23 protein-coding genes and 1 pseudogene are annotated in these 24,700 nt (G+C 72.2%); 22 read left to right on the top strand and 2 right to left on the bottom strand.

What is annotated here, in order from left to right; all coding sequences use genetic code 11:
- From VF468_31685 to VF468_31580, 22 genes and pseudogenes are all read left to right on the top strand, one after another.
- Positions 1-1,039 (top strand): molybdopterin-dependent oxidoreductase (locus VF468_31685; protein ID HEX5882847.1); only part of this gene is annotated, 1,039 nt, incomplete at its 5' end.
- Positions 1,036-2,184, top strand: a complete 1,149-nt coding sequence (gene nuoH, locus VF468_31680) for an NADH-quinone oxidoreductase subunit NuoH (protein HEX5882846.1) — start codon at positions 1,036-1,038, stop codon at positions 2,182-2,184. The genes VF468_31685 and nuoH, both read left to right, overlap by 4 nt.
- Positions 2,181-2,783 (top strand): NADH-quinone oxidoreductase subunit NuoI, encoded by a 603-nt coding sequence (gene nuoI / locus VF468_31675; GenBank protein HEX5882845.1) that lies wholly within the window; start codon positions 2,181-2,183, stop codon positions 2,781-2,783. The genes nuoH and nuoI overlap by 4 nt, the downstream gene beginning before the upstream one ends.
- A 43-nt stretch (positions 2,784-2,826) precedes the next feature.
- On the top strand, positions 2,827-3,369 hold the full coding sequence (locus VF468_31670; GenBank protein HEX5882844.1) for an NADH-quinone oxidoreductase subunit J: 543 nt from the start codon (positions 2,827-2,829) through the stop codon (positions 3,367-3,369).
- Positions 3,366-3,671, top strand: coding sequence for an NADH-quinone oxidoreductase subunit NuoK (gene nuoK / locus VF468_31665; protein ID HEX5882843.1), 306 nt, complete (start codon positions 3,366-3,368; stop codon positions 3,669-3,671). Before VF468_31670 ends, nuoK (VF468_31665) begins: the two co-directional genes overlap by 4 nt.
- Positions 3,672-3,675: 4 nt before the next feature.
- Positions 3,676-5,646 (top strand): NADH-quinone oxidoreductase subunit L, encoded by a 1,971-nt coding sequence (gene nuoL / locus VF468_31660; protein ID HEX5882842.1) that lies wholly within the window; start codon positions 3,676-3,678, stop codon positions 5,644-5,646.
- 25 nt (positions 5,647-5,671) lie between these two features.
- Positions 5,672-7,150: an NADH-quinone oxidoreductase subunit M gene (locus VF468_31655; GenBank protein HEX5882841.1), complete on the top strand. Its 1,479-nt coding sequence runs from the start codon at positions 5,672-5,674 to the stop codon at positions 7,148-7,150.
- 15 nt (positions 7,151-7,165) lie between these two features.
- Positions 7,166-8,686: an NADH-quinone oxidoreductase subunit NuoN gene (gene nuoN / locus VF468_31650; protein ID HEX5882840.1), complete on the top strand. Its 1,521-nt coding sequence runs from the start codon at positions 7,166-7,168 to the stop codon at positions 8,684-8,686.
- 2 nt (positions 8,687-8,688) lie between these two features.
- Positions 8,689-9,681 (top strand): polyprenyl synthetase family protein, encoded by a 993-nt coding sequence (locus VF468_31645; protein ID HEX5882839.1) that lies wholly within the window; start codon positions 8,689-8,691, stop codon positions 9,679-9,681.
- 125 nt (positions 9,682-9,806) lie between these two features.
- Positions 9,807-10,172 carry an NADH-quinone oxidoreductase subunit A gene (locus VF468_31640; protein ID HEX5882838.1) on the top strand — a complete coding sequence of 122 codons (366 nt, stop codon included), beginning with the start codon at positions 9,807-9,809 and terminating at the stop codon, positions 10,170-10,172.
- Positions 10,163-10,684 (top strand): NADH-quinone oxidoreductase subunit B family protein, encoded by a 522-nt coding sequence (locus VF468_31635; protein HEX5882837.1) that lies wholly within the window; start codon positions 10,163-10,165, stop codon positions 10,682-10,684. Before VF468_31640 ends, VF468_31635 begins: the two co-directional genes overlap by 10 nt.
- Entirely contained in the window at positions 10,684-11,172 is a 489-nt protein-coding gene (locus tag VF468_31630) for an NADH-quinone oxidoreductase subunit C (protein HEX5882836.1), read from the top strand. The genes VF468_31635 and VF468_31630 overlap by 1 nt, the downstream gene beginning before the upstream one ends.
- Before the next feature lies 1 nt (position 11,173).
- Entirely contained in the window at positions 11,174-12,361 is a 1,188-nt protein-coding gene (locus tag VF468_31625) for an NADH-quinone oxidoreductase subunit D (GenBank protein HEX5882835.1), read from the top strand.
- A gap of 41 nt (positions 12,362-12,402) precedes the next feature.
- Positions 12,403-13,350, top strand: a complete 948-nt coding sequence (locus VF468_31620; GenBank protein HEX5882834.1) for a complex I subunit 1 family protein — start codon at positions 12,403-12,405, stop codon at positions 13,348-13,350.
- Positions 13,350-13,895 (top strand): annotated as a pseudogene (locus VF468_31615) (NADH-quinone oxidoreductase subunit I). The gene VF468_31620 and the pseudogene VF468_31615 overlap by 1 nt, the downstream one beginning before the upstream one ends.
- Before the next feature lie 731 nt (positions 13,896-14,626).
- Positions 14,627-15,121 (top strand): NADH-quinone oxidoreductase subunit J, encoded by a 495-nt coding sequence (locus VF468_31610; protein ID HEX5882833.1) that lies wholly within the window; start codon positions 14,627-14,629, stop codon positions 15,119-15,121.
- Between the two features lie 19 nt (positions 15,122-15,140).
- Positions 15,141-15,446, top strand: a complete 306-nt coding sequence (gene nuoK / locus VF468_31605) for an NADH-quinone oxidoreductase subunit NuoK (protein ID HEX5882832.1) — start codon at positions 15,141-15,143, stop codon at positions 15,444-15,446.
- A gap of 18 nt (positions 15,447-15,464) precedes the next feature.
- Positions 15,465-17,360: an NADH-quinone oxidoreductase subunit L gene (nuoL, locus tag VF468_31600; GenBank protein ID HEX5882831.1), complete on the top strand. Its 1,896-nt coding sequence runs from the start codon at positions 15,465-15,467 to the stop codon at positions 17,358-17,360.
- Between the two features lie 21 nt (positions 17,361-17,381).
- Positions 17,382-18,920, top strand: coding sequence for an NADH-quinone oxidoreductase subunit M (locus VF468_31595; protein ID HEX5882830.1), 1,539 nt, complete (start codon positions 17,382-17,384; stop codon positions 18,918-18,920).
- Positions 18,921-18,936: 16 nt separating this feature from the next.
- On the top strand, positions 18,937-20,409 hold the full coding sequence (locus tag VF468_31590; GenBank protein ID HEX5882829.1) for an NADH-quinone oxidoreductase subunit N: 1,473 nt from the start codon (positions 18,937-18,939) through the stop codon (positions 20,407-20,409).
- Positions 20,410-20,570: 161 nt separating this feature from the next.
- Complete coding sequence (locus VF468_31585; protein HEX5882828.1) at positions 20,571-21,752, top strand: histidine kinase; 1,182 nt, start codon at positions 20,571-20,573, stop codon at positions 21,750-21,752.
- Positions 21,749-22,429: a response regulator transcription factor gene (locus tag VF468_31580; GenBank protein ID HEX5882827.1), complete on the top strand. Its 681-nt coding sequence runs from the start codon at positions 21,749-21,751 to the stop codon at positions 22,427-22,429. The genes VF468_31585 and VF468_31580 overlap by 4 nt, the downstream gene beginning before the upstream one ends.
- 9 nt (positions 22,430-22,438) lie before the next feature.
- Here VF468_31580 and VF468_31575 read toward each other — a convergent pair whose 3' ends face one another.
- A complete protein-coding gene (locus VF468_31575) occupies positions 22,439-23,665 on the bottom strand; it encodes an ABC transporter permease (protein HEX5882826.1) in 1,227 nt (408 codons plus the stop codon).
- Positions 23,662-24,546, bottom strand: a complete 885-nt coding sequence (locus VF468_31570) for an ATP-binding cassette domain-containing protein (protein HEX5882825.1) — start codon at positions 24,544-24,546, stop codon at positions 23,662-23,664. The genes VF468_31575 and VF468_31570 overlap by 4 nt, the downstream gene beginning before the upstream one ends.
- Between the last annotated feature and the right edge of the window lie 154 nt (positions 24,547-24,700).

Here is a 24,700-nt window from a genome sequence, read left to right as displayed (position 1 = left end):
GCTGGCCGCCGCGGCCCGGCTGGCGTCGGCGCTCGGCGGGCGGTTCGCCTGGGTGCCGCGGCGGGCCGGGGACCGGGGGGCGCTGGATGTCGGCGCCCGGCCCGGGCTGCTGCCCGGCGGGCGGCCGGTCGGCGACGCCGGGCCCGGGGGCGAGCTGGCCGAGGCCTGGGGGGCGGAGCTGCCCGACGGGCCCGGGCTGGACGGCCCGGCCATGGTGGCCGCGGCGGCCGCCGGCGAGCTCGGGGTGCTGGTCCTGGCCGGGGTCGACCTGATCCGCGACCACGGCCCCCGCGAGCTGGCCACCCAGGCCCTGGAGCGGGCGTTCGTGATCGCCGTCGACCACGAGGTCAACGAGACGACCAGCCAGGTCGACGTGCTCCTGCCCGGGGTCGTCCACGCCGAGACCGAGGGCACCTTCACCGACTGGGAGGGCCGGGTCCAGGCCACCCACCGGGCCGTCCCGGTCGGCGGGGCCGCCCAGGAGATCTGGGACCTGGCCGCCCAGCTCGCGGCCCGCCTCGGCGTCGACCTCGGGTTCGCCGGCCCCGGCCTCGCCGCCGCCGAGACCGAGCGCTTCCGCAAGCGACCCGCGGGGATGGCGGCCGCGCCGGCACCCCACCCACCGGTGGATGGGGCCCCTACCGGGAGGGCAGCCGCTGGTGGGACAGGGGGCGACCCGTTGTCCACAACCCCCGAGGAGCGCGACGACGACGGTCTCGACCTGGTCAGCTACCCGCTGCTGCTGGACGCGGCCTCGATGCTGGCCCGGGCGGCCGACCTGAACCGCGAGACGCCGGGCGCGTTCGTGGAGCTGCACCCCGACGACGCCGGCCGGCTCGGCCTGGCCGACGGGGCCACCGCCGAGATCGACTTCGGCGAGGAGCGCACGGTCCGCCTGCCCGTCCGGGTGGCCGCGACGGTCGCTCCCGGCTGCGCCTTCGTCCCGGCCAACCAGCCCGACCTGGCCGTGGCGGCCCTGCTCGGCCCCGCCCCCGTCCTGCGGGTCAAGGTCGCCGCGGTCGAGGAGGCGGCCGCATGAGCGGGACCGTCTGGGACCTGTTCATCCTGGTCGTCAAGGTCGTCGGCGTCTTCGCCGCCCTGATGGTGACGGTGCTGGTGACCATCTGGATCGAGCGGCGGATTGTCGCCTTCATGCAGACCCGGGTCGGCCCCAACCGGGTCGGGCCCTTCGGCGTCCTCCAGTCCCTGGCCGACGGCATCAAGCTGTTCTTCAAGGAGGACGTGCGGCCGAGCAACGCCGACAAGATCCTCTACGGCCTGGCCCCGGTGATCATGATGGTCCCGGCCTTCCTGGCCTTCTCGGTGATCCCGTTCGGGTTCGGCTTCGGCAGCCAGCGGGCCCAGCTCACCGACCTCAACGTGGGGCTGCTGTTCGTGCTGGCCATGGGCAGCCTGCAGGTGTACGGGATCGTGCTCGCCGGCTGGGCCTCGGGGTCGAACTACCCGCTGCTGGGCGCGGTCCGCTCCTCGGCCCAGATGATCAGCTACGAGATCGCCCAGGGGCTGTCGCTGGTCGGGGTGTTCATGACCGCCGGCACCCTGTCGGCGGCCGGGATCGTCGCCGCCCAGGCGGGCGACCCGCTGCTCGGCTTCATCCCCCGCTGGTACATCATCTTCCAGTTCCCGCTGTTCCTGGTGTTCCTGCTGGCGGGCATCGCCGAGACCAACCGGGCCCCCTTCGACCTCCCCGAGGCCGAGTCGGAGCTGGTCGGCGGCTACCACACCGAGTACTCGGGGGTGAAGTTCGCCCTGTTCTTCCTGGCCGAGTATCTGAACATCATCACCGTGTCGGCCGTCGCCGCCACCGCCTTCCTCGGCGGCCCGGACGGCCCGGCGCCCGACTTCCTGCCCTGGCTCTGGCCGATCCTGTGGTTCGTGGCCAAGGTCTTCCTGTTCATCTTCCTGTTCATCTGGCTGCGGGCGACCCTGCCCCGGCTGCGCTTCGACCGGCTGATGGACTTCGGCTGGAAGGTGCTGATCCCGGTCGCCCTGGCCTGGGTCGCGGTCACCGCCGTGGTCCTGGTGGTCGACATCAACCTGCCCCGCCCGGTGCTGCTCGGCGCCATCGGCGTCCTGCTCGCCCTGCTGCTGCTCTCGTTCCTGCTGCCCTCCTCGGACAAGGGGAAGGCGGACCGCACCGCCCCCGGAGGTTCGACCCCATGATGCCCAGCGAGATCCTGAAGGGGCTGTCGGTCACCTTCCGGAGCATGTTCCGCAAGCGCAACACCGTGCAGTATCCGGAGGAGAAGAAGCCGACCTCGCCCCGGTTCCACGGCCGCCACCAGCTCAACCGCTACCCGGACGGCCTGGAGCGCTGCATCGGCTGCGAGCTGTGCGCCTACGCCTGCCCGGCCGACGCCATCTACGTCCAGGGGGCCGACAACACCCCGGAGGCCCGCTACTCGGTCGGGGAGCGGTACGCGGCCATCTACCAGATCAACTACAACCGCTGCATCTTCTGCGGCCTCTGCATCGAGGCCTGCCCGACCCGCGCCCTGACCATGACCAACGAGTACGAGCTGTCCTCGCCGACCCGCCAGGGGCTGGTCTACGACAAGCCCGACCTGCTGGCCGCCGTGCCTTCCGGGGCCAAGGCCCCGCCCCACGTCGACGCCGAGGACGGGCCGCCGACGATCGCCCGCTACGGCCCCCAGGCGTCCGTCTCCCAGGAGTCGGTCGAGCCGGTCTGGGCGCTGCTGCGCGAGCAGGAGACCCGCCAGGCCGACCGCGAGCTCCCCCCCGACAGGACGGTCCCCAGGTGATCCCGTTGCCGCTCGCACCCCCGATCGAAAAGGTGGTGCCCAAGTGACGCCGGTGCTGGCCGCCACCGCATCCGAGCAGGCCGAGCTGATCGTCTTCGTCGTGCTCGCCCCCCTGGCCGTGGCCACCGCCCTTGGCATGGTCCTGACCCGCAACGCCGTCTACTCGGCCCTGCTGCTGGTGGTCAACTTCTTCTGCCTGGCCGGGTTCTACGTGCTGCTGGAGGCCCAGTTCGTGGCCGCCGTGCAGGTGATCGTGTACGCCGGGGCGATCATGGTCCTGTTCCTGTTCGTGCTGATGCTGCTCGGCATCGGCAACGAGGTGGTGGTGAAGGAACAGATGAGGGGCCAGCGCCCGGCGGCCGTGCTGCTCACCCTTGGGTTGCTGGTCACGATCGTCGGCGCCCTGTTCGCCGGGGTGTTCGACGCCGCCCCGGCCAGCCTGGCCGCGGCCAACGAGGGCGGCAACGTCCAGGCGGTGGGCCGGATCCTGTTCACCCGCTACACCTTCGCCTTCGAGACGGCCGGGGTGCTGCTGGTGGTGGCCGCCGTCGGCGCCCTCGTCCTCGGGAAGCGGCAGCAGCCATGAGGGTCGGACCCGGCGCCTACCTCCTGCTGTCGGCCGTCCTGTTCGGCATCGGCGTGGTCGGGGTGCTGATCCGGCGCAACGCCATCGTCGTGTTCATGTGCATCGAGCTGATGCTGAACGCGGTCAACCTGTCGTTCATCACCTTCGCCAAGACCAACGGCGCCCTCGACGGCCAGGTGCTGGCCTTCTTCGTCATGGCCGTGGCCGCCGCCGAGGTCGTGGTCGGCCTCGGCATCCTCGTCGCCATCTTCCGCAAGCGCTCGTCGATCTCGGTCGACGACGTCAACCTGCTCAAGGGGTGACCTCCTGAACGCAACCGGCGCGACCCGACTGATCTGGCTGCTCCCGGTCCTGCCCCTGGCCGGGTTCGCGGTCAACGTGCTCTTCGGCCAGCGCCTGCGCGCCCTGGCCGGCTGGATCGCCACCCTGGCCGTCGCCGCCGCCTTCGCCGTCGCCGTGGCCGCCTTCTTCGAGCTGCTGTCGCATCCCGGGGAGGAGCGCACCCAGATCCTGCGGGGCTACGAGTGGTTCGTCTCCGGCGACCTGCGGGTCGCCTTCGACCTCCGCTGGGATCCCCTGTCGGCCGTCATGGCCCTGGTCGTGACCGGCGTCTCCAGCCTCATCCACCTGTACTCGATCGGCTACATGGCCCACGACGAGCGGCGCGAGACCTTCTTCTCCTGGCTCAACCTGTTCGTGGCCTCGATGCTGGTGCTCGTCCTGGCCCAGAACTTCCTGGTCATGTTCCTCGGCTGGGAGGGGGTCGGGCTCTGCTCCTACCTGCTGGTCGGGTTCTGGTTCAACCGGCGGCTGCTGGTCGTCAACCCGCGCGGCCGCCTGGTCGAAGGCGAGCCCGACGACACCCGCGAGGTGTGGGCGCCGCCCGCGGCCAAGAAGGCCTTCCTGGCCAACCGCATCGGCGACGTCGGCTTCCTGCTGGCCATGTTCCTGGTCTTCGCCACCACCGGCAGCCTCGACTTCGACGTCGTCTTCGGCGAGGCCGGCGCCCTGGCCGCGGGCACGGCCACGGCCATCGCCCTGCTGCTGTTCCTGGCCTGCACGGGCAAGAGCGCCCAGTTCCCGCTGTACGTCTGGCTGCCCGACGCCATGGCCGGCCCGACCCCGGTGTCGGCTCTCATCCACGCCGCCACCATGGTCACGGCCGGTGTCTTCCTGGTCGCCAGGACCCACTCCATCTTCGAGGCCTCGGGCACCGCCCAGACGGTGGTGCTGCTGGTCGGCGCCGGCACCGCCCTGCTGGCCGCGCTCATCGCCATCGGCCAGGACGACATCAAGAAGATCCTCGCCTACTCGACCGTCTCCCAGCTCGGCTACATGTTCATCGGCGTCGCCCTGGGGCCGATCGGCTACGCCGCCGGCATGCTCCACCTGGTCACCCACGCCTTCTTCAAGGCCCAGCTGTTCCTCGGGGCCGGGTCGGTGATGCACGGCAACGACGACGACACCGACGTCAAGCACTTCGGCGGGCTGCGCTCGGCCATGCCGATCACCTTCTGGACGACCATGGCCGCCTGGGCGGCCATCGTCGGGGTGCCGTTCACCTCCGGCTTCTACTCCAAGGACCAGGTGCTGGCCGCCCTGTTCGAGCACGGCGGGCTCGGCCTGCTGGCCTGGGCGATCGGGGTGTTCACGGCCGGCCTGACCGCCTTCTACATGTCCCGCTACGTGTTCCTGACCTTCTTCGGCGAGCGGCGCTGGCCCGAGGGCCGCCACCCGCACGAGTCGCCGCCGGTCATGACCATCCCGCTGATCGTGCTCGGCGTCCTGGCCCTGGTGGCCGGGTTCGCCCTCACCACCTTCACCGGCGAGGGCGGCCGCTTCCAGCAGTTCCTGGAGCCGGTCCTCGGCGCGCCCGAGGAGCACGAGTCGCTGGCCGCCGCGGCCGGGCTGTCGGCGGTGGCCACCGGGCTGGCCGCGGTCGGGGCCGTCGTCGCCTGGCTGCTGTACGTCCGGCCGTTCGACTGGCTGGCCCTGCGCCGCCGCTGGGCCGGCGCCTGGCGGCCCCTGGCCGAGCGGCTCTACGTCGACCAGGTCTACGAGTTCTTCACCGTCAACCTGGGCGGCGCCTTCGCCGCCTTCCTGGCCCGCAACGTCGACCAGCGTGGCATCGACGGGGCCGTCAACGGCGTGGCCGAGCTGGTCGGGGACGCCGCCCGCAGCGGCCGCCGCCTCCAGTCCGGCCTGGTCCGCAGCTACGCCCTCGGCGTCCTCGGGGGCGCCGTGCTGATCGTCGCCTTCCTGGTGTTCCGGCCATGACCCCCTCGTCCCTGGAGCCGCCGCCGTGCTGCTGACCGCAACCCTGTTCGCCCCCCTGGCCGGGGCGCTGCTGGTCGCCCTCGTCCCGGCGGCCCGGCAGGAGACGGCCCGGCTGGTGGCGCTGGCGGCCAGCCTGGCCACGCTCGCCCTGGCGGTCGTGCTGGCGGCCCGCTTCCGCACCGGCGACCCCGGGTTCCAGCTCGGCATGACCGCCGAGTGGGTGCCGGCCTTCGGGGTCAGCTACCGGGTCGGGGTCGACGGGGTCAGCCTGCCCCTGGTCCTGCTCACCGCCGTGCTCACCCCGCTGGCCATCGCCGGCTCCTGGCGCATGGCCGACCGGCCGCGCACCTACCTGGGCCTGCTGCTGGTGCTGGAGACGGCCATGCTGGGCGTGTTCGTGAGCCTGGACCTGTTCCTGTTCTACGTGTTCTGGGAGGCGGTGCTGGTCCCGGGCTACTTCCTGATCGGCTCGTTCGGGGGCGAGCGGCGGGTGTACGCCGCGGTCAAGTTCTTCGTCTACACCCTGCTCGGCGGGCTGCTCATGCTGGTCGGCATCATCGCCCTGTTCTGGCTGCACCGGGAGGCGACCGGCACCCCGACCTTCGACTACCAGGCCCTGGTCGACTTCGACAAGTCGCCGGCCACCCAACGCTGGCTGTTCGCCGCCTTCTTCGCCGCCTTCGCCATCAAGACCCCGGTGTGGCCGTTCCACACCTGGCTGCCCGACGCCTACACCGAGGCCCCGACCACCACCACCGTGCTGCTGGCCGGGGTCATGTCCAAGCTGGGCGTGTACGGGTTCCTCCGCTTCGCCCTGCCGCTGTTCCCCGACGGCGCCCGCTGGGCCCAGCCGCTGCTGCTCATCCTGGCCGTGGTCGGGATCCTCTACTGCGCCCTGGTCGCCACCATGCAGCGCGACTTCAAGACCCTCGTCGCCTACTCGTCCGTGTCCCACCTGGGCTTCATCGTGCTCGGCATCTTCGCCTTCAACCTCCAGGGGCTCCAGGGCGGGGTGTTCTACATGGTCGCCCACGGGCTGGTCATCGGCGGGCTGTTCTTCGTCACCGGCATGCTGGAGGAGCGACGCGGCACCCGCCGGATCGACGAGTTCGGCGGCCTCCAGCAGGCCGTGCCCCGCATGGCAGGGGTGATGCTGGTGATCACCCTCGGCTCGGTCGCCCTGCCCGGCCTGGTCGGGTTCGTGGGCGAGTTCCTCACCCTGCTCGGGGCCTTCCTGGAGAATCGCGTCTACGCCGTGCTGGCCACCGTCGGGGTGATCCTGGGCGCCGTCTACCTGCTCTGGGCCTACCAGCGGATGTGGCACGGGCCGCTGGAGCGGGAGGAGAACCGGGCCATGCCCGACCTGAACGGCCGGGAATGGGCCATCCTGGCCCCGCTGGTCGCCGCCATCATCGTCCTCGGCCTGTTCCCCCGGCCGGTGCTCGAACGGGTCGAGCCGTCGGCCCAGCGCGTCGTCGAGCAGACCCAGGCCCCGAGTCCCTGACCCCGGAGGAGCCACGTGCACCCGCTGGCCCAAGCCAACACCCAGCCGCTGCCCCTGCCGCAGGTCGACTGGCGCGCCATCGCCCCCGAGCTGGCCCTGCTCGTCGCCGGGGTGGTGCTGCTGCTGGTGGTGGCCTTCTGGCCGAAGGCCGGGCGCGGCGTCCTGGCCGGCCTGACCCTGGCCGGGCTGGCCGTCGCGGCCGCCCTCACCGCCTGGAACTGGGACCTGGAGCGGGTCGCCTTCGAGGGCGCCGTCTCCCTGGACGGCATCACCCGCTACGCCCGGGTGGTCCTGCTGGCCGTGGGCGTCCTGGCCACCCTGATGGTCGCCCAGGGCGACACCCCGGAGGGGGAGCCGGACGACAGCCCGCCCGAGCAGTTCCCGCTGCTGATCCTCGCCCTGCTCGGGATGATCCTGCTGGCCGCCGCCTCCGACCTGCTGGTGGTGTTCATCGCCCTGGAAATCCTGTCCCTCAGCCTGTACGTGCTGGCCGGCGAGACCCGGCGCCTGGCCGCCCAGGAGGCGGCCATGAAGTACTTCCTGCTGGGGGCGTTCTCCTCGGCGTTCCTGCTGTACGGGATCGCGCTCTGCTACGGGGCCACCGGCACCACCAACCTGCTCGGCATCGCCCGGGCCAGCGGCGACCCGACCGGCGACGGCACCCTGCTGCTGGCCGGGGTCGGCCTGCTGGCGGTCGGGTTCTGCTTCAAGGTGTCGGCGGTGCCGTTCCACATGTGGACACCCGACGTCTACCAGGGCACCCCGACCCCGGTGGCCGCGTTCATGGCCGCGGCCACCAAGGTGGCCGGCTTCGCCGTGTTCCTGCGGGTGTTCGCCGGGGCCCTCGGCGGGCTGGTGGTGACCTGGCGGCCGGCCATCGCCGCCGTCGCCGTGGTCACCATGCTGGTCGGGGCGGGCCTGGCCGTGGTCCAGACCGACCTCAAGCGGATGCTCGCCTACTCCTCCATCAGCCACGCCGGCTACCTGCTGGTCGGGGTGGCCGCGGCCGCCACCGTGCCCGCTGGGGTGTCGGCGTCCATGTTCTACCTGCTGGTCTACGCCTTCATGGTGATGGGGGCGTTCATGGTCGTGCAGTACGTGTCACGGCTCGGACCGGCCGACGACGAGGCGATCCGGGAGCGGTCGTCGCTGGAGGACTACCGCGGGCTGGCCCGCCGGCACCCGTGGGCGGCCGGGCTGCTGGCCGTGTTCATGCTGGCCCTCACCGGGATCCCGCCGCTGTCGGGCTTCTGGGCCAAGTACTACGTGTTCCTGGCCGGCATCGAGGCCGGCCTGACCTGGCTGGTGGTGGTGGCCGTGATCAGCTCGGTCATCTCCGCCTTCTTCTACCTGCGGGTGCTGGTCGTCGCCTACCTGCAGGAGCCGGTGGGCGACGCCGAGGCCGAGACGTCACCCGGGCCGACCCGGGCCCTGGGGCTCGCCCTCGGCCTGGCCGGCCTGCTGACCGTGGCCATCGGCCTGGCCCCCGAGGCGCTGATCTCGGCGGCGAGGTCGGCCGAGAGGATCCTGGGGTAGGCGTGTCGCGGGCCAGATCCGGAGCCACCGACGATCTCGCCGGCATCCAGGCCGACGTCAAGGCCGGGCTCGGCCGGGTCGAGGAGGCGCTGGGCGAGGCGGTGACCACCGCCGACCCGTTCGTCCACGAGGCGGCCAGTTACCTGGTCACCGCCGGCGGCAAGCGGCTGCGCCCCACCCTGGTCCTGATCGCCGGCCACACCGGCGACCCGGCCGAGCCCCGCCTGGTCGGGGCGGCCGTGGCCATCGAGCTCACCCACCTGTCCAGCCTCTACCACGACGACGTCATGGACGAGGCCGAGCTGCGCCGGGGCAAGCGCTCGGCCAACGCCCGCTTCGACAACAAGGTGGCCGTGCTCACCGGCGACTACCTGTTCGCCAGGGCCTCGGAGGTCACGGCCAGCCTCGGCACCGAGGCGACCCGGGTGCTGGCCCGGGCCATCGCCCGCCTCACCCAGGGCCAGATCCGCGAGGTCCGCGGCCCCGGCCCCGACGACGACCCGGTCGAGCACTACCTGGCCGTGCTCGCCGACAAGACCGGCGCCCTGATCGCGGCCGCCAGCCGGCTCGGCGGCTACCTGGCCGGGGCCGACCCCCGGGTGGTGGAGGCCTTGACCGAGTTCGGCGAGCGGGTCGGGCGGGCGTTCCAGCTCGGCGACGACCTGCTCGACATCACCGCCGACCCCGGCGTCGCCGGCAAGGTTCCAGGCAGCGACCTCCGGGCCGGGGTCCGCACCCTGCCCATCCTCTACCTGCTGCGCGACGGCGGCCCCGACGCCGACCGGCTCACCGCGGTCCTCGACGGCGACCACGACAACGGGGCCGTCACCGACGCCCTCGACCTGCTGCGCCGCTCCCCCGCCCTGGCCGAGGCCCGCCGCACCGCCCAGGCCGAGGTCGACGCCGCCCGCGCCGCCCTGGAGGGCGTTCCCAACGGTCCGGTTCGCGCGGCCCTGCAGGCCGTGGCCGACCAGGTGCTCGACCGCCAGGTCTGAAGAGGAACGGCTGGCCGATTGGAGATGCCCAGCGGTGCCCCTCATCCCTCGCAAGGTCGGCGCGCCGGGGCACCGGCGTGAGCTTGGCCGGTTCCCCACCCACTGGACTAGAATCTGCGCCACCTATGACCACGTATTTCCAGGCCTACGGCACGTTCGCCGCCCTTCTGGTGCTCTCGGTCGCGTTCGTGGCGGTCGCGTTCGGCGCCAACCGGGTGCTTCGTCCGAACCGTCCCACGCCCGGCAAGCTCACCACCTACGAGAGCGGCATGGACCCGGTGGGCACCACCTGGTCCCAGACCCAGATCCGCTACTACGTGTTCGCCTTCCTGTTCGTCATCTTCGACGTCGAGAGCGTCTTCCTGTTCCCGTGGGCGCTGGTCTTCGACAAGCTCGGGGTGGCGGCCTTCTGGGAGATGGTCGTGTTCATCGGCGTGCTCGCGATCGGCCTCCTGTACGCGTTCAAGAAGGGGGTCCTCCGGTGGGCCTAGTCGACTCGGTCGAGCTGCCGCAACCCATCAAGTTCGTCTTCAACTGGGGCCGCAAGTACTCGCTGTGGGTGTTCAACTTCGGCCTGGCCTGCTGCGCCATCGAGTTCATTGCCACCTCCATGGCCCGCCACGACTTCATCCGCCTCGGGGTGATCCCGTTCGCCCACGGGCCGCGCCAGGCCGACCTGCTGGTGGTGTCGGGCACCCTGACGGACAAGATGGCCCCGGCCCTGCAGCGGCTGTACCAGGAGATGCCCGAGCCCAAGTACGTGATCTCGTTCGGCTCCTGCTCCAACTGCGGCGGCCCCTACTGGGACTCCTACTCGGTCACCAAGGGGGTCGACCAGATCATCCCGGTCGACGTCTACGTGCCCGGCTGCCCGCCCCGGCCCGAGGCGCTGCTCAACGGGATCATGGAGCTGCAGAAGCGGATCGGGTCGGAGTCGCTGCGCCAGCGGTACACCAACGGCGCCAAGCGGCCGGAGCCGATCGTCGTGGGGGCTGACGCCTAGTGGACGCCGACGCCCTGCGCGACCACCTGGTCGCGGAGCTGGGGGACGCCGTCGAGCCGGAGGTCGCCTACGGCACCCTGACGGTCACCGTGGCCCCCGACGACTGGCGGCGGGTGGCCGAGCGGGCCCGGCGGGACCCGGAGCTGGCCTGCAACTTCTTCGACTTCCTGTGCGGCGTGGACGAGGAGGAGGAAGGGCTCGGCGTCGTCCTCCACGTCTACTCGACCAGCCACCGCCACCACCTCCAGGTGCGGGCCGTGGTGCCGCGCGACGGCGGGCACCTGCCGACGGTCAGCGACCTGTGGGCCGGGGCCGACTGGCACGAGCGGGAGACGGCCGAGCTGTTCGGGGTCGGCTTCGACGGCCACCCCAACCTGGCCAAGCTGCTGCTGCCCGAGGAGTTCGAGGGCCACCCGCTGCGCAAGGAGTTCGCCCTGCTGACCAGGGAGGCCAAGCCCTGGCCGGGCGCCAAGGAACCGGGGGAGTAGCGTGGCCACTGAGCTCGAGCAGGGTGGGGTGGCCTTCCAGGCCGCCGACGGCACCGGGGTCGGCATCATCGTGCGCGACAAGGCCGACCGGGAGCTGCACACCCAGGACATGACCCTGAACGTCGGCCCCCAGCACCCGGCCACCCACGGGGTGCTGCGGGTGCTGGTGACCCTCGACGGCGAGATGATCGAGGACGCCCAGCCGGTGATCGGCTACATGCACCGCTCGTTCGAGAAGCTGGCCGAGTACCGCGACTACCGGCAGATCATCGCCCTGGTCAACCGGCACGACTGGGTGTCGTCGATCTGCAACGAGCTGGGCGTGGCCCTGGTCGTGGAGCGGCAGATGGAGCTGGAGGTGCCCGAGCGGGCGACCTGGATCCGGATGCTGATGGCCGAGTGGACCCGGGTCCTCAACCACCTGATGTTCGTCGGCTCCTACCCGCTGGAGCTGGGCGCGATCACGCCGATGTTCTACGCCTTCCGGGAGCGGGAGGAGATCCAGGCCCTGATGGAGTGGGTCACCGGGGGCCGCCTGCACCTCACCTACTGCCGGGTCGGGGGTCTCAAGCAGGACCTGCCCCGCGGGGCCGTCCAGATGTCGCGCGACCTGGTCCCGCGGATGCGCGAGCGCCTCAAGGAGTACGAGGACCTGGTCCTGGGCAACGAGATCTTCGCCGCCCGGACCAGGGGCATCGGGGTCCTCCCGGCCGACGTGGCCTGCTCCTACGGGGTCAGCGGAGCCCTGCTCCAGGCGGCCGGGGTGCCCGAGGACTCCCGCAAGACCGAGCCCTACCTGTTCTACGACCAGGTCGAGTTCGACGTGCCCACCGGCCGCAACGGCGACTGCTACGACCGCTACGCCACCCTGATCGGCCGGATCCGCGAGTCGCTGCGGATCATCGAGCAGGTCAACGAGCGGATCCCGCCCGGGCCGGTCAGCGTCAAGCTGCCCAAGGTGGTCAGGGCGCCCCAGGGCCACGCCTACGTGCGCACCGAGGCGCCGCTGGGCCAGCTCTCCTACTACATGGTCTCCCACGGCGAGAAGACACCCTGGCGGTTCAAGATGCGCACGCCGTCGTTCAACAACATCTCCTCGCTGCCCTATCTGCTGAAGGGAACCCTGTTGCCCGACATGATCGCCGTGATGGGCTCGATGTTCTTCATCGTGGGGGACATCGACCGGTGATCGACTCCGTCCGCGACCTGCTCGACAACTACTGGGTGCTGATGCCGGTCAAGGTGCTGGCCGTCCTGGTCATCTTCCTGACCTTCCCCCTGGTCGTCGGGTACATGGAGCACAAGGTCATGGCCCACATGCAGGCCCGGCTGGGGCCGATGGAGGCCGGCCGCTTCCACGGGGTGCTGCAGCTGGTGGCCGACGGGATCAAGTTCGTCCAGAAGGAGTCGATCATCCCGCAGGCGGCCGACAAGTGGGTGTTCGCCCTGGCCCCCGCGGTCGCCCTGATCCCGGCCATCCTGGTCTTCGGCTTCATCCCCTACGGCCCCGACCTGGTCCCGATCCGCTCCGACGTCGGCCTGTTCGTCACCCTGGCCCTGTCCAGCGTCAGCGTCATCGGGGTGCTGATGGCCGCCTGGTCCAGCGCCAACAAGTACTCGCTGATGGGCGGGATCCGGGCCGCCGCCCAGCTGATCGCCTACGAGCTGCCGCTGGTGCTGGCCGCGGCCGCCGTGGCCATGCAGGCCGGGTCGGCCGACCTGGCCGTGATCGTGGAGCGCCAGGGCTGGTGGGGCTACATCGTGGGCCCGCTGGTGGTCGGGTTCTTCGTCTACGGCACGGCGGCGCTGGCCGAGCTGACCCGGCCCCCGTTCGACATGCCGGTGGCCGACTCCGAGCTGGTCTTCGGCCACCTCACCGAGTACACCGGGCTGCGGTTCGCGTTCTTCCTGCTCACCGAGTACGCCGGGATCGTGTCCCAGTCGGCCATCGCGGCCACCCTGTTCCTCGGCGGCTGGAAGGGGCCGTTCCTGGACGGGCCGTGGTGGCTGGCGGCCAAGGTGCTGGCCCTGTCGTTCGTGGTCATCTGGGCCCGCTCCACCTACCCGCGGCTGCGCGAGGACCAGCTCCAGTCGTTCGCCTGGATCCGGCTGGTGCCGGTGTCGCTGGGCCTGCTCCTGGTGGTCGGGTTCCTCAAGGTCTACGGGGTGGGGGTCTGATGCCGGCGCTCAAGGGAGTCGGGCTGCTCAAGGGGCTCGGCGTCACCCTCAAGACGATGACCAGGCCGGCCGCGACCCGGCAGTACCCGCACGTCAAGCCGGACCTGCCGGCCCGCAGCCGGGGGGTGATCGCGCTCATCGAGGAGAACTGCACCGTGTGCATGCTCTGCGCGCGCGAGTGCCCGGACTGGTGCATCTACATCGACTCCCACAAGGAGCAGGTCGCCCCCAAGGAGGGCGGCCGGGCCCGGACCCGCAACATCCTCGACCGGTTCGCGATCGACTTCGCCCTCTGCATGTACTGCGGCATCTGCGTGGAGGTGTGCCCGTTCGACGCGCTCCACTGGAGCCCCGAGTTCGAGTACGCCGAGTCGCAGATCGAGAAGCTCACCCACGAGATGGACACCCTGCGGACCTGGGCCTACTCGGTGCCGGCGCCCGACCCCCTCGAGGAGGGCGCGGTCGAGCCCAAGGAGGTCGAGACCGCCCGCAAGGCCCGCGAGGCAGTCGCCGCCAAGGCCGCCGCCGCGGCCGAGCAGGCCGCTGCCGCCGCCCAGCCGGCTCCTGCCGCCGCGCCGGCCGCGCCCGCCGGGGCGGGTCAAGCCCCCGCGGCAACCGCCGGGGCACCCGCGGCCACCGGGGCGCCTGCCGCCACCGGAGCGGCCGCCGCCACCGGAGTGGCCGGTGAGGCGGCCCCGGCCGCTGCCCGCCCGGCCGACGTCGAGGTCGAGCCGGGGATCGACCAGGCCACCTATGACCGCCTGCTGGCCGCCGGGGAACCCGACCGCACGGCCAGGGCCAAGGCCAAGGCGGCCTACATGCGCCGGGCCAAGGCGGAGGCCCGGGCCGCCCAGGCGGCCGGGGGTGCCGGGGCCGCCCCGGCCCCCGCCCCACCTGCCGAGGCCGCCGCCCCGCCCCCGCCCAGCGAGGTGGAAGAGGCGGGATCGGTGGAGACCCCGGCCGCGGCCGTGGCCGCGCCGGAGACCGCTCCCGCGGCGCCGTCGGCGGCGGGAGCCCCCGAGGCGGCCGAACCGGCGGCGGATGCGCGCGACCCGGAGGCTCGGACGCCCGAGGGGGAGGCGACGGCGGCGGGGACGGCCGTGGACGTGGCCCCGGGGGCGGCCGTGGCCCAGGTCGACGCCGAGCACCTGGAGATCGAGGTCGACCAGGAGACCTACGACCGGCTGATCGAGGCCGGCGAGCCCGAGCGGACGGCCCGGGCCAAGGCCAAGGCCGCCTACGCCCGCAAGCTCCGCGCGGCCCAGCGGGGCCAGCAGTGAACGGGCAGGAGGTCGCGTTCCTGATCCTGGCCGTGGTCGGCGGCCTGGCCGGGCTGCTGGTGGTGACCAGCCGCAACGTCGTCCACGCCGCCCTGTACCTGGTCGTCGCCCTGGCCAGCGTGGCCGGCGTGTACCTGCTCCTGGCCGCCCCGTTCGTGGCCTTCGTGCAGGTCATCATCTACGTGGGCGCGATCGTGGTCCTGATCCTGTTCGGCATCATGCTGACCAGGGCCCCCGTGGGCCGCCGGGTGCTCGACAACACCCTGCGGGCCCGGGTCGGCGCCTTCGTGGTCGGGGCCGCCGTGTTCATCATGTTCACGGTCTTCCTGGCCGGCGCCTTCGGCGACAAGCGCATCGCCAACCAGGCCGCCACCGCCACCGAGGCCCTCGGCGAATCGCTGTTCCGGAACTACGTGCTGCCCTTCGAGGCGGTCAGCGTCCTGCTGCTGGCCGCCCTGGTCGGCGCCATCGTCCTCGCCCGCCGCGACTGACAACCGAGGAGAGCCAGCAATGCCGCTGATGTACCCGCTGGTGTTCGCCGCCTTCCTGTTCAGCGCCGGGGTGTACGGCGTGCTGGCCCGCCGCAACGCGGTGATGGTGCTGATGAGCATCGAGCTGATGCTGAACGCGGTCAACGTCAACCTGGTCGCGTTCAACGCCTACCTGCGCGACCAGCTCGTCTCCGGCCAGGTGTTCGCGCTGTTCGTGATCGCCGTGGCCGCCGCCGAGGTCGGCATCGGCCTGGCCATCGTGCTGCTGATCTTCCGCAACCGGGAGACGGTCAACATCGACGAGGTCGACCTGCTGCGCTGGTGACCTGAGAGGAGAGCGTAGGTGGAGAAGCTGGCCTGGCTCGTGCCCGCCCTGCCCCTGGTCGCCTGGGCGGTCCTCCTGCTGCTGGGCAAGCGCCTCCCCGGCGGCGGGGCGGCGATCGGCATCCTCGCCGTGGCCATCGGCTGGGTGATCAGCCTGGCCATCCTGTTCGGGGTGATCGGCGGGGCCGACGCCTACCACGTCAGCTACGAGTGGGCGCCCATCGGGGCCGGCTTCGACCTGCCCATCGGCATGACCGTCGACGGCCTGGCCGCGGTCATGATGGTGGTGGTCACCACCGTGTCGCTGTTCGTCCAGATCTACTCGATCTCCTACATGCGCGGCGACGAGCGCTACACCCTGTTCTTCGCCAACCTGTCGCTGTTCACCGCCGGCATGCTGATCGTCGTCCTGGCCGACAACCTGCTGCTGATGCTGTTCGGCTGGGAGATCATGGGCGTCTGCTCGTACTTCCTGATCGGGCACTACTGGGAGGACGTGGCCAACGCCCGGGCCGCGGTCAAGGCGTTCCTCACCACCAGGGTCGGCGACCTCGGCTTCATGGCCGGCATCTTCGTGTTCGCCTGGGCGGCCCGCAGCTTCGAGATCGAGCGGATCATCGAGGGCGTCGAGACGGGCGAGATCTCCAGCGCCACCGTCACCCTGGGCGCGGCCCTGCTGTTCTGCGGGGCCATCGGCAAGTCGGGCCAGTTCCCGCTCCACACCTGGCTGCCCGACGCCATGGCCGGCCCGACCCCGGTGTCGGCCCTGATCCACGCCGCCACCATGGTCGCGGCCGGGGTGTTCCTGGTCGCCCGCATGTACCCGGTGTTCGAGGCCTCCGGGTCGGTGCTGAACGAGATCGGCATCCTGGCCAGCATCACCATGCTGATCGCGGCCCTGCTGGCCCTGGTCCAGGACGACATCAAGCGGGTGCTGGCCTACTCGACCGTCTCCCAGCTGGCCTACATGATGGCCGCCCTCAGCGTCGGCGGGTACTCGGCCGGGATCTTCCACCTGTTCACCCACGCCTTCTTCAAGGCCCTGCTGTTCCTGGCCGCCGGCGCGATCATCCACGCCGTCCACTCCAACAACATGAGCGAGATGGGCGGCCTGGCCAGGGCGATGCCCGTCACCTTCGCGACCTTCCTGGTCGGGGCCCTGGCCCTCACCGGGATCGCGCCCCTGGCCGGGTTCTGGTCCAAGGACGAGATCCTCACCGACGCCTGGAACGCCGGCTTCGCCGGCGCCGGGGAGGCCGCGACCAGCCAGGGCGTGGCCCAGATCGTGTTCGTCACCGGCATGGTCACCGCCTTCATCACGGCCCTGTACGTGGGCCGGATGCTGTGGCTGACCTTCGGGGCCGCCTACCGCGGGCAGGGCCGCCCGCACGAGGCCGACGCGGCCATGCTGTTCCCGCTGGTCGTGCTCGCCGTCGGGGCCGCCCTGGCCGGGTTCGTGGGCCTTGGCGACAACTCGATCGCCACCTGGATCCAGACCGAGGCCCTGCCCGCCCACGGGCCGGCGACCCTCAACCTCGGCCTGATCGTGACCACCACCGTGGTCGGCCTGGCCGGTCTGGCCCTCGGGACCCTCCTGTACCGGCGCGGCCTGCCCGAGCACGAGTACCTGGAGCGGGTCCCGGTCGTGTGGAAGACCCTGCAGCGCAAGTACTTCCTCGACGACCTGTACGAGCAGGGCGTCGTCCGGGCGGTGGCCGGCGCCCTGGCCCCCGCCACCTACTGGTTCGACCAGCGGGTGGTCGACGGCGTGGTCAACGGGGCGGGGCTGGGGACGAGACGGCTCGCCCGTGGCCTCCGCTATGTACAGTCCGGGCAGGCCCAGTGGTACGCGGCCGCGCTGTTCCTCGGCGTGATCGGCCTGGCCGTGGTGGTGACCCAGGTGATCGGCGGCTAGCCGGAAGGAGGCGTGCTCGGCATGGACTGGTTCGACGACTCGGCCCTGACCCTGGCCGTGTTCCTTCCCCTGCTCGGCGCGGTCGCCGTCGCCGTGCTCCCCCGGGAGCGGGACGGCCTGATCCGGGGGGCGGCGCTCAGCTTCTCCGCACTCGCCCTGCTCGTCGGGGTGGGCATGCTGGCCCGCTTCGACTACGAGGCGGGGGCGGCCATGCAGTTCGAGGTGTCCCGGGACTGGATCCCGGCGATCGGGGCCGGCTACCACGTCGGCGTCGACGGCATCGCCCTGCCCCTGCTGGTGCTGTCGCTGCTGCTCAGCCTGCTGTGCGTCGTCTACTCGTGGCGGATCCTGCCCGAGCCGCGCAACCCCAAGGCCTTCCTGGCCCTGCTGCTGCTGCTCGAGACGGGCATGAACGGCACCTTCGCCGCCCTCGACCTGGTGCTGTTCTTCGTCTTCTGGGAGACGGTCCTGATCCCCATGTACTTCCTGATCGCCGTCTGGGGCGGGGCCAGGCGCGAGTACGCCTCGATCAAGTTCATCCTCTACACCCTCATCGGGTCGGTGGTCATGCTGCTGGGGTTCCTGGCCCTGTGGCTCCGCTCCAGCCCCGAGGCCGCCGGCCGCACCTTCGACATCCTCGCCCTCCAGGAGCTGGGGGCGGCCCGCTTCGGCGGGACCTTCGGGACGATCGTGTTCGCCGCCGTCGCCCTCGGCTTCGCCGTCAAGGTGCCGGTGTGGCCGCTGCACACCTGGCTGCCCGACGCCCACACCGAGGCCCCAACGGTCGGGTCGGTGCTGCTGGCCGGGATCCTGCTGAAGATGGGCACCTACGGGTTCGTGCGCATCGCCCTGCCGATCCTGCCCGAGGCCGCCCGGACCTGGGCCCCGGCGATCGGGGTGCTCGGTGCGATCGCCATCATCTACGGCGCCCTGTGCTGCCTGGCCCAGCGGGACGTCAAGCGGCTGATCGCCTTCTCCTCGGTCGGCCATATGGGCTTCGTCATGCTGGGCATCGCCACCCTCACCCCGACCGGGATCAACGCCGCCGTGTTCGGCATGGTCGCCCACGGCGTCATCACCGGGATGCTGTTCTTCCTGGCCGGCTCCATGCACGAGCGCTACCACACCCGCGACATCGTCGAGCTGGGCGGCGGCATGGCCACCCTCATGCCCCGGCTGGCCGGGGTGTTCACCCTGGCCTGCATCGCCTCCCTCGGCCTGCCCGGGCTGGCCGGCTTCTGGGGGGAGATCCTGGCCCTGCTGGCCGCCTGGAACCCGGCCCCGGGCCTGTCGGTGCCGCTGTTCCGCAGCCTGGCCCTGGTCGGCCTGGTGGGGACGCTGCTGACCGCCGGCTACTTCCTCTGGCTGATCCAGCGGATCAACCTCGGCCGGGTCCCCGACCGCTGGGAGGGCGGCACCCTTGGCGACATCGCCCCCATCGAGATCGCCGCCTGGTCGCCCCTGATCGTGCTCACGGTGGCCCTCGGGTTCGCCCCCGGCCTGGTCCTGTGGCTGGCCGACCCGTCGGTCACCGGCTGGTTCACGGAACTGTTCGCATGACGAGGAGACCCTGACCGTGGCCATCGACTTCCACGCCATCCTTCCCGAGCTGGTCCTGGCCGGCACCGCCCTGCTGGTGCTGGTGGTCGACCTGTTCGTGGAGCGGGCCAAGGTGGTCGCCAGCTGGCTGTCCATCGCCGGCACCGTGGCCGCCGGGGTCGCCCTGGCCAGCCTGGTCGGCGGGGGCACGCGGAGCACCTTCGGCGGGTCGTTCGTGGTCGACAACTACGCCCTGCTGTTCAAGGGCCTGTTCCTGGGCTCGCTGCTGCTGGTCCTGCTGATGAGCCAGCGCTACGTCGACGCCGGCACCGCCTACCAGGGCGAGTTCTACTTCCTGGTCCTGTCCAGCTTCGTCGGCATGCTGCTGATGCCGTCCTCGCGAGATCTCCTCATGCTGTTCCTGTCGCTCGAGATCGTCTCGGCCACCGGCTTCATCGCCGCCGGCTTCCGCAAAGGCGACGCCCGCGGCAACGAGGGCGCGCTCAAGTTCCTGCTCATCGGGGTCCTATCGACCGCGGTCATGCTGTTCGGCATGAGCCTGGTCTACGGCTTCACCGGCTCGCTCCAGCTCGGCCCCATCGCCGAGCGCCTGGCCCAGCTGGGCGACGAGCCGGCCGCCGTGATGAGCGTGTTCCTGGTCATCACCGGCTTCGCCTTCAAGGTGTCGGCGGCCCCGTTCCACTTCTGGGCCCCCGACACCTACGAGGGCTCCCCGGTCCCGGTGGCCGCCTACCTGTCGGTCGCCTCCAAGGCGGCCGGGTTCGCCGGCCTCCTCCAGGTGACGTTCGTGGCCTTCCCGTCCTACGCCCGCTACTGGGCGCCGGCCTTCGCCGTGCTGGCCGCCTTCACCATGCTGCTCGGCAACGTCATCGCCCTGGCCCAGACCAACATGGTCCGGCTGCTCGCCTACTCCTCGGTCGCCCAGGCCGGCTACATGCTGGTCCCCTTCGCGGCCGGCGCCTCGGCCAACCCCGAGGTCCGCGAGGAGGCCTTCCAGGCCGTGCTCGTCTATCTGCTGATCTACGCCTTCACCAACCTGGGCGCATTCGCCGTCGTCACCCTGGTCAGCCAGCGCCAGCCGTCCAACCTGATCGCCGACTACGCCGGCCTGGCCCGCCGCGCCCCGGCCCTCGGGGCGGCCATGACCCTGTTCCTCTTCTCGCTGGCCGGCATCCCCCCGGCCGCCGGCTGGTACGCCAAGTTCGTGGTCTTCAAATCGGCCATCAACGGCGACACCCTGACCCTGCAGCTGCTGGTCGTGTTCATGGCCGTCATGACCGTGGTCGCCTTGTTCTACTACGCCGGGGTCGCCCGCAGCCTCTGGCTCGGCAGCCCACCCGAGGGCGCCCCCGAACCCGCCCTCCAGCCCGTCGCTCCCGGCGTCGGCGCCGCCGTCGTCCTGGCCGCGGCCGGCGTCCTGGTCCTCGGCGTCCTCCCCAACCTCCTGGTCCAGTACGCCCCCGTCTCGACCCTGCTCGCGGGTCCGTAGGCGCCATCGCCCTACGCGGCGGCCGGCCTCGGGACCTTCCGGGCCGACCGCCGTCGCCGCCCGGGACGCCACGGCCGACGGAAGTACCGGACGCGGCGACTTCGGTATGGTCGGCGGCCCGTGGCCGCTGGTCGCGGCCCCGGGGCCGGTAGGCTGCGAGGATGGACGCTCCGGCGATCACCCTGGCCGGGCCGGCGCCCCGGCGCCGCCCGCGGGACTGGGTCGTGGACAGCCTGCTGTTCCTGTTCGCGGTGATCTTCGCGCTCCTGGCCGTGGGTGGGTGGCTGGAGTCGCCGACACCACCCGGGCCGGGCTGGCTGTTCACCGTCGACGTGGCCGCCGGGGCGGTCGGCTGCGCCGCGGTGTGGCTGCGCCGCCGCTGGCCGGTCGGCCTCGCCCTCTTCCTGATCGCCCTGGCGACCTTCTCGGAGACCGTCGCCGGGGCCATGGTGGTCGGGCTGTTCACGGTGGCGATCCACCGGCCGCCGCGGACCACGGCGGCCGTCTTCGCCCTGAGCGTCCTGGCCGCGCTGGTCTACGCCGTGCTCCGGCCCGAGCCCGGGACCCCGAGCCTGATCCTGTTCCTGGTCGGCGTGATCATCCAGGGAGCCGTGGTCGGCTGGGGCCTGTTCATCCACTTCCGGCGCCAGCTCGTGGAGTCGCTGCGCGACCGGGCGGTCCGGGCCGAGACCGAGGCGCAGCTGCGGGCCGAGCAGGCCCAGCAGCGCGCCCGGGACGAGATCGCCCGGGAGATGCACGACGTGCTCGGCCACCGGCTGTCGCTGCTGAGCGTCCACGCCGGCGCGCTCGAGTTCCGGCCCGACGCCCCCGCCGAGGAGGTCGCCCGCGCCGCCACGGTGATCCGGGAGAACGCCCACCAGGCGCTCCAGGACCTGCGTGAGGTCATCGGCGTCCTGCGCGCCCCGGTCGGCGAGCTGCCCCAGCCGACCCTCGCCGACGTCGCCCAGCTCGTCGCCGAGTCGGGCCGGGCCGGGATGCGGGTCGCCCTGCGCGACGAGACCTGCGGCGCCGTCCCCGACCTGGCCGGCCGCACCGCCTACCGGGTCGTGCAGGAGGCCCTGACCAACGCCCGCAAGCACGCCTCCGGCGCCCAGGTGCTCGTCCACCTGGCCGGGTCGCCCGGCAACGGCCTCACGGTCGAGGTCCGCAACCAGCCGGTGCCCGCCCCCGCCCCCGGCCCCGGGCCCGCGGACGACCCCGGGGCCGGGCAGGGGCTGGTCGGGCTGGCCGAGCGGGTCGCCCTGGCCAACGGGCGGCTGGAGCACGGGCCGACCGGCGGGGGCGGCTGGCGGCTGGCGGCATGGCTACCCTGGCCACCATGACCGCGTCCGGGCCCCAGCCCATCGGCGTGCTCGTCGTCGACGACGACCCGCTGGTCCGCGCCGGCCTGATGATGATGCTGGGCGGCGCCCCCGACCTGCGCGTGGTCGGCGAGGCGGGCGACGGCGCCCAGGTCCCGGCCATGGTCGACCGGCACCGGCCCGACGTGGTCCTGATGGACATCCGGATGCCGGCCATGGACGGCCTGGCCGCCACCGAGGCCCTGCGGGCCCGCCGCAACGCGCCGGAGGTCATCATCCTGACCACCTTCGACGCCGACGAGCACGTCCTGCGGGCCCTGCGCGCCGGCGCGGCCGGGTTCGTCCTCAAGGACACCCCGCCGGCCGAGATCGTGGACGCCGTCCGCCGGGTCGCCCAGGGCCTGCCGGTGCTGTCCCCGGCCGTGACCCGGCGGCTCATCTCCCGGGTCGCCGGGGCCGACCACGACCGCCGCACCCGGGCCCGGGAACGCCTGGCCCTGCTGAACGACCGCGAGCGCGAGGTCGCCGTCGCCGTCGGCCAGGGCCGCTCCAACGCCGAGATCGGCGCCGTGCTCTACCTCAGCGTCCCCACCGTCAAGACCCACGTCTCGAGCATCCTCACCAAGCTGGACCTCAACAACCGCGTCCAGATCGCCCTGCTGGCCCACGACGCCGGCCTGCTCGACGACCAGGACTGAGCACCGCCGTCAGGCGCGGCCGGCGGCGGGCTGGCGGCGGGCGCCGCGCCAGGCGTCGCGGAGCTTCACCCGCGCCCCCGTGCGCAGGATCGCCCCCTCGTACAGGCGGGCGGCCAGCACGACCACGGCCACGGTGGACACCAGCATGATGGCCAGCGACAGGCCGATCTCCCACAGGGCGGCGTCCCCGCCGGCGATCCGGACCGGCATGACCAGCGGGGCGACCGGGGGAAGGAACGACGACACCTTGGCCAGGGTCGAGTCCCCGCCGCCCACCGAGCTCGAGAAGGCGACGAAGAACGACGCGATCATGAGGAGGTTCAGCGGGGCGGCGGTGTTCTGGAGCTCCTCCTGGCGGGACACGATCGCCCCGGCCACCGCGAACATGCTCGAGTAGAACGCGTAGCCGAGCAGGAACCACAGCAGCACCGAGCCGATCGTCCCGGCCGCGTCCGGCGGCAGGGTGATGGCGTTGCTGGCCACGGCCACGGCCAGCCCGACCGCGCCGATGACGGCCAGCTGGAGCAGGCCGACCAGGCCGATGCCGATGATCTTGCCGGCCAGCAGCTGCACCGGCCGGACGGTGGCCAGCAGCACCTCGACCACCCGGGTCGACTTCTCCTCGACCACGCCCATCGAGACGGCGAAGCAGTAGCCGATGAGCTGCCCGTAGAGGAGGAACACGGCCACGGTGGCGATCGTCCGCTTGGAGCGGGCGTCCTCGTCGACCGGCTCCAGGCTGCGCACGGGCAGCGGGGGAGGGGCCAGGGCGGCCTGGATCTCGCCCGGCTCGACGCCGGCCGCCTGGAGGGTCTGCTGGGCCCGGACCGCCCCCGAGGCCGCCTGCACGAGCAGGTTGAGCTGCTCGTCGACCTCGGCCTTGGCCACCAGCTCGCGCCCGTCGATCACGGCCAGGTCGAGGCCGTCGTCGCGCACGGCCGCCTCGGCCTCGGCCGCGGCGGCCGGCTGCCGCGTCCGGATGCGGACTCCGGCCGCCTCACCCTGGGCGGTGAGCGCCTGGCCGAGCGGCTGGGAGGCCGCGCCGACCAGCCCGACGTCGAACTCTTCCGGGTCGTCGGACCCCAACAACTTGGGCACGAAGATGATCGCGACCAGGATGGCCAGGGTGATCAGGGTGGAGATGAGGAACGAGCGGTCGCGCTTGGTCCGCTCGACCAGCTCTCTCCTGGCCGTCAGCTTGATGCCGTCGTAGGTGCTCGTGCGTGGCGTCCTCATTCCTGTACCGCCTGCCGGAAGAGCTGGGCCAGGGTCGGCTGGACGGCGCCGAACAGGGTCACGCGACCGGCGCCCCTGGCCGCGTCGAGCACCCGCTGCTCGTCGCCGTCGACGGCCAGCACCACCCGCCCGTTGTGTTTCTCCAGCACCGTCACCCCCTCCAGGCCGGCCACCCAGTCGCCGGCCGTGTCGGCCACCTCCACCTGCCAGCGGCGCTCGCCGCCGCCGGCCCGCAGCTCCTCGACCGGCCCGGCGGCGACCAGGCGGCCGTGGTTGATGATCGCGACCGCCTCGCACAGCCGCTCGACCAGCTCCAGCTGGTGGCTGGAGAAGATCACCGGGATGCCGTCGTTCGCCCGGTCGGCCAGCACCTCGGCCAGCACGTCGACCCCGACCGGGTCCAGCCCCGAGAACGGCTCGTCCAGGACCAGGACCTCGGGGTTGTGGACCAGGGCGGCGGCCAGCTGCACCCGCTGCTGGTTGCCGAGCGACAGCTGCTCCACCCGGTCGCCGGCCCGCTCGGCCACCCCCAGCCGCTCGATCCAGTAGCCGGCCGCGTTCGCCGCGTCCCCGGCCGACAGGCCGTGCAGGCGCGCGAAGTACTCCAGCTGGTCGCGTACCCGCATCTTGGGGTACAGGCCGCGCTCCTCCGGCATGTAGCCGAAGCGGCGGCGGGTCTCGGCGTCGACCGGCCGGCCCCGCCAGCGGACCTCGCCCCGGTCGGCCTGCAGCACCCCGAGCACGATCCGCATGGTGGTGGTCTTCCCGGCGCCGTTCGGCCCGACGAACCCGAACATCTGCCCCTCGCGGACCGTGAACGACAGGTCCTCAAGGGCGACGACGTCGCCGTAGCGGCGGGACAGCCCCTGCAGCTCGAGCACCTTCCTCCCTCCGGCTCCCCTCCCCCTGGCCGTCCTCCCTCGCGCGCACCTTACCAGCGACCCCCGCCGCCGCCGTCGCCCCCCGGGACGACCTTGCCGTCCTCCCCCGGGTGGAGGCCGGACCCGTCCAGGAAGGGGTGGGCGGTCCTTACAC

Source organism: Actinomycetota bacterium, from assembly GCA_036280995.1.
Classification (GTDB): Bacteria; Actinomycetota; CALGFH01; order CALGFH01; family CALGFH01; genus CALGFH01.
This window is presented reverse-complemented; position numbering and strand designations above follow the sequence as displayed.

Coding starts and splice junctions, on each gene's coding strand:
- VF468_31595 (HEX5882830.1), top strand. CDS start 17,382: ATGGACTGGTTCGACGACTCGGCCCTGACCCTGGCCGTGTTCCTTCCC.
- VF468_31575 (HEX5882826.1), bottom strand. CDS start 23,665: ATGAGGACGCCACGCACGAGCACCTACGACGGCATCAAGCTGACGGCC.
- nuoI (HEX5882845.1), top strand. CDS start 2,181: ATGATGCCCAGCGAGATCCTGAAGGGGCTGTCGGTCACCTTCCGGAGC.
- nuoK (HEX5882843.1), top strand. CDS start 3,366: ATGAGGGTCGGACCCGGCGCCTACCTCCTGCTGTCGGCCGTCCTGTTC.
- nuoH (HEX5882846.1), top strand. CDS start 1,036: ATGAGCGGGACCGTCTGGGACCTGTTCATCCTGGTCGTCAAGGTCGTC.
- VF468_31585 (HEX5882828.1), top strand. CDS start 20,571: ATGGACGCTCCGGCGATCACCCTGGCCGGGCCGGCGCCCCGGCGCCGC.
- VF468_31580 (HEX5882827.1), top strand. CDS start 21,749: ATGACCGCGTCCGGGCCCCAGCCCATCGGCGTGCTCGTCGTCGACGAC.
- nuoK (HEX5882832.1), top strand. CDS start 15,141: ATGCCGCTGATGTACCCGCTGGTGTTCGCCGCCTTCCTGTTCAGCGCC.
- VF468_31640 (HEX5882838.1), top strand. CDS start 9,807: ATGACCACGTATTTCCAGGCCTACGGCACGTTCGCCGCCCTTCTGGTG.
- VF468_31620 (HEX5882834.1), top strand. CDS start 12,403: ATGCCGGTCAAGGTGCTGGCCGTCCTGGTCATCTTCCTGACCTTCCCC.